The sequence below is a fragment of the Micromonospora sp. WMMD737 genome (genome assembly GCF_049179055.1).
Lineage (GTDB): Bacteria > Actinomycetota > Actinomycetes > Mycobacteriales > Micromonosporaceae > Micromonospora > Micromonospora reichwaldensis.
In genome coordinates, this window is the sequence record NZ_JBMHMH010000052.1 from 1 (window position 1) to 4,124 (window position 4,124).

A 4,124-nucleotide genomic window follows, 5' to 3' on the forward strand; every position below is an offset into this window, starting at 1 on the left:
CGGCGGGCTGATGGCCGGTCTGGCACTGGTGCTGCGCTATCTGGCGGGAGGACGCTACGAGTTGGGTGAGACGCTGCCGCTGGATGCGGGCAAGATCCTGGGGGCCGGGCTGACGCTGGCGGCGGGCACCGCGGTGGCCTCGTTGCTCGCGGGTGCGCCTGCGCTGTCCTCGGCGCTGATCGAGATCGACGTTCCGGTGCTGGGCACCGTCAAGTTCGTCACGGCCCTGTTCTTCGACCTGGGGGTGTACCTGATCGTGGTGGGCCTGGTCCTCGATGTGCTGCGCAGCCTGGGCGCCCGGATCGACGAGGAGTTGAGTGGACGGGTGGTGACACGGCGATGATCGCGTTCGTCCTACCGCTGGTCGTGATCGGCGTGCTCACCGCCGCCGGTGTCTACCTGCTGCTGGAACGTCAGCTGACCAGAATGCTGTTGGGGCTGTTGCTGATCAGCAATGCCATCAACCTGCTGCTGCTGTCGGTGGGCGGCCCGGCGGGCAATCCCCCGATCGTCGCGCGCACCAGCGGGGAGGACAATCCGACCGCCGATGCGCTGGTGCAGGCCCTGGTCCTGACCGCCATCGTCATCACGATGGGCGTCGCGGCCTTCGTCCTGGCGTTGACCTACCGCTCCTTCCGGATCAACACCGCCGAGGAGGTCGGCGACGATCCCGAGGACGCCCGGGTGTCGCAGCTTTCCGAGCAGGGCCTGGACGAGGACACCCGGCTGGCCCCGGCGCCCGACGCCAGCCGCGACACCGACCTGCCCGACGAGCTCGACGCGTTGCCCGGCCATGAGGGGTCACGATGATCGGCGGCCATCTCGCCGCGGTGTTCGTGCCGCTGCCGGTCCTGGTGCCGATGCTCGCCGCGGCCGCGACGTTGTTCGCCGGGCGCCGGCCGCGGCTGCAGCGCGCCATCGCCGTGCTCGCACTGGCGGTGGCTCTCGCGGTCTCGGCGGTGCTGATGTATCTGGCCGACCGCGACGGCACGATCGCGTTGCAGGTCGGCGGATGGGGCCCGACCGAAGCCGGGATGGGGCCGCTGGGCATCACGCTGGTGGTGGACCGGCTGTCGGCGCTGATGCTGGTGGTGTCGGCGATCGTGCTGCTCGCCGTGGTCTACTACGCCATCGGTCAGGGCATCCGTGACGGCGACGACCGCCAGCCGGTGTCGATCTTCCTGCCCACCTATCTGGTGCTGGCGGCCGGGGTGTTCATGGCCTTTCTGGCCGGCGACCTGTTCAACCTGTTCGTCGCGTTCGAGGTGCTGCTGATCGCGAGCTTCGTGCTGCTGACCATCGGGGGCACCAAAGAGCGGGTCCGCGCGGGCATCTCGTACGTGATGGTGTCGATGGTCTCGTCTCTGGTGTTCCTGTTCGGCATCGCCCTGATCTACGCCAGCGCCGGGACACTGAACATGGCCGAGCTGTCGGTGCGGCTGGCCGACATCCCGGCCGGCACCCGCACCGCGCTGTTCGCGGTGCTGCTGGTCGCGTTCGGGATCAAGGCCGCGGTGTTCCCCCTGTCGACCTGGCTACCGGATTCCTACCCGACAGCCCCGGCGCCGGTCACCGCGGTGTTCGCCGGGCTGCTCACCAAGGTGGGCGTGTACGCGATCATCCGCACGCATTCGCTGCTGTTCCCCGGCGGCGCGATGGACCGGGTGCTGCTGGTCGCCGGGCTGCTGACGATGCTGGTCGGCATCCTGGGCGCGATCGCCCAGAGCGACATCAAGCGGCTGCTGTCGTTCACCCTGGTCAGCCACATCGGCTACATGGTGTTCGGGATCGCGCTGTCCACCCAGTTGGGTATGTCGGGCGCGATCTTCTACGTGGCCCACCACATCCTGGTACAGACGACGCTGTTCCTGGTGGTCGGGCTCATCGAACGCCAGGCCGGGGCGTCCACCCTGCAGCGCCTCGGCGGGTTGGCCGCCGCCAGCCCGGCACTGGCCTTCGTGTTCGTGGTTCCCGCGCTCAACCTCGGTGGCATTCCGCCGTTCTCGGGATTCATCGGCAAGGTGGCGCTGCTGGAGGCCGGATCGCAGGTCGGGTCGGTGCTGGCCTGGGCCCTGGTGGCGGGCAGCGTGATCACCAGCCTGCTGACGCTTTATGTGGTGGCGCGGGTGTGGACGAAGGCGTTCTGGCGGCGCCGCGAGGACGCACCGGAGGGGCATCTGGCCTCGTCCGCGCGAGCCGGTCTGCTCGACGATCCGGTGGACGTCGAGTTCGCCGAGCGTGACGACGTGGGCCGGATGCCGATGGCGATGCTGCTGCCGACCGGGGCCCTGATCGCGGTCGGGTTGATGTTGACGGTGCTGGCGGGCCCGATCTTCGCCTACAGCGACCGCGCGGCCGGCGAGGTACTCGACCGCGGCCAGTACATCTCCGCGGTACTCGGAGAGGGGCCCACATGAGGAGAGGCCTGCTTCGGGTCTGGTTGGTGTGCTGGCTGATTCTGGTCTGGCTGCTGTTGTGGGGCACCGTCTCGGTGGCCAACATCCTGTCCGGCCTGGCGATCGCGCTGATCATCACGCTGCTGCTGCCGCTGCCCGCGGTTCCGGTGCAGGGGCGCTTCCATCCGCTGCCGCTGCTGCGGCTGATCGTGACGGTGGTCTACTACCTGCTGGTCTCGTCGGCTCAGGTCGCCTGGCTCGCCCTCAAACCGGGCCCGCCACCGCTGACCGCGGTGCTGCGTGCGCACGTGTCGGTGAAGTCCGATCTGGTTCTCGCGTTGTTGGTCAACATCATGAACCTGACGCCGGGCACGATCGTGCTGGAGATCGACCAGGCCACCAGGACGCTCTACGTCCATGTCCTCGACGTCGGGTCCGACACCGCGGTCCAGCGTTTCTACCGTCAGACCGCACTGCTGGAGCGGCTGCTGGTGTCGGCGTTCGAGCGGGACGCGGATTGGCGGCCTGTCAACGGGGAGGCGGATCGCGCATGATCGACGAGCGAGTAGCGGAGGCGGATCGCGCATGAGCGACGAGCGAGTAGCGGAGGCGGATCGCGCATGATCTACGTCTGGACCGCGGTCGCGGTGATGCTGTCGCTGGCGGCGTTCGCCACGATGATCCGCATGCTGGCCGGCCCCACCTCGCTGGACCGGCTGGTGGCTCTCGACGCTCTCGTCGCGGTCACCATGTGCGCCATCGGCGCCTGGGCCGCCTACAGCCGGGACACCACCACCACCTACAGCCTGACCGCACTGGCGTTGATCACCTTCGTCGGATCGGTGAGCGTCGCCCGCTTCCGGGTGCCCGATGTCTCGGACGTCCCAGCTGTCCCGAACATCCCAGCCACCGAGGACAACCCGGGAAAGGGGAAGAGCCGATGACCGCCTTCGACATCATCGTCAGCGTGTTGATGCTGAGCGGCTCGGCGCTGGCGCTGACGGCGGCGATCGGCGTTGTCCGCTTTCCCGACACGCTGTCGCGCATGCACGCCGCCACCAAGCCCCAGGTTCTCGGCCTCCTCCTCGTGCTGGCGGGCGCGGCGATCCGGCTGCGCGGCCAGATCGACGTCGGCATGTTGATCCTCACCGGCATCTTCACCCTGATCACCGCCCCGGTGATCGCCAATCGGGTCGGCCAGCTGGCCTACCGGGAGCAGACCAGCCGGGATGACCTGATGACCGCAGATGAGATGCATGATTTGACCGCAGACCGGGAATCCGGCGGTCATGAATCGCCCCGAGGCTGACGACCGCGCAGCAATAGTCGGCGGCACCACGCTCGGGGTGGCACGTGCCCGCGCCTGGGAGTCGGCCACCGAACGTCCGTTGTTCACCGATCCGTACGCGCGCATCTTCGTCGACGCCGCCGGCCAACCCGACTCGGATGCCGACCCCGCACAGTGCAGCACGATCGCGAATTTCACTGCGGCGCGGACAAAGTGGTTCGACGACTTCTTCCTCGCATCGAGCGCGGCGGGCCTTTCCCAGGTGGTGATCCTGGCCGCCGGTCTGGACGCTCGGGCCTGGCGGCTGCCATGGCTGTGTGACACGGTGATCTACGAGCTGGACCAGCCGAAGGTGCTCGCCTTCAAGACCGCGACGCTGTCCACGTCGGGGGCCAGGCCGGCAGCCGGTTACGTCCCGGTGGCCGTCGACCTCGGTGGCG

The 4,124-nt window shown here is 68.6% G+C and carries 7 protein-coding genes; all 7 read left to right on the forward strand.

All coding sequences use genetic code 11. The annotated features are described in order from the left end of the window. On the forward strand, window positions 1-343 hold a 343-nt coding region (locus tag ACN27A_RS34550), incomplete at its 5' end, for an MnhB domain-containing protein (RefSeq protein ID WP_421459249.1). Continuing rightward, on the forward strand, window positions 340-810 hold the full coding sequence (locus ACN27A_RS34555; RefSeq protein ID WP_421459251.1) for a Na(+)/H(+) antiporter subunit C: 471 nt from the start codon (window positions 340-342) through the stop codon (window positions 808-810). The genes ACN27A_RS34550 and ACN27A_RS34555, both read left to right, overlap by 4 nt. Window positions 811-830: 20 nt before the next feature. Then, on the forward strand, window positions 831-2,417 hold the full coding sequence (locus tag ACN27A_RS34560) for a Na+/H+ antiporter subunit D (protein ID WP_421459252.1): 1,587 nt from the start codon (window positions 831-833) through the stop codon (window positions 2,415-2,417). Further along, a complete protein-coding gene (locus ACN27A_RS34565) occupies window positions 2,414-2,950 on the forward strand; it encodes a Na+/H+ antiporter subunit E (protein WP_421459253.1) in 537 nt (178 codons plus the stop codon). The genes ACN27A_RS34560 and ACN27A_RS34565 overlap by 4 nt, the downstream gene beginning before the upstream one ends. 66 nt (window positions 2,951-3,016) lie before the next feature. Next, a complete protein-coding gene (locus tag ACN27A_RS34570; RefSeq protein ID WP_421459256.1) occupies window positions 3,017-3,340 on the forward strand; it encodes a monovalent cation/H+ antiporter complex subunit F in 324 nt (107 codons plus the stop codon). Continuing rightward, complete coding sequence (mnhG, locus tag ACN27A_RS34575; protein ID WP_421459258.1) at window positions 3,337-3,705, forward strand: monovalent cation/H(+) antiporter subunit G; 369 nt, start codon at window positions 3,337-3,339, stop codon at window positions 3,703-3,705. Before ACN27A_RS34570 ends, mnhG begins: the two co-directional genes overlap by 4 nt. After that, a partial coding sequence (locus tag ACN27A_RS34580; protein WP_421459260.1) for an SAM-dependent methyltransferase occupies window positions 3,686-4,124 on the forward strand: 439 nt, incomplete at its 3' end. The genes mnhG and ACN27A_RS34580, both read left to right, overlap by 20 nt.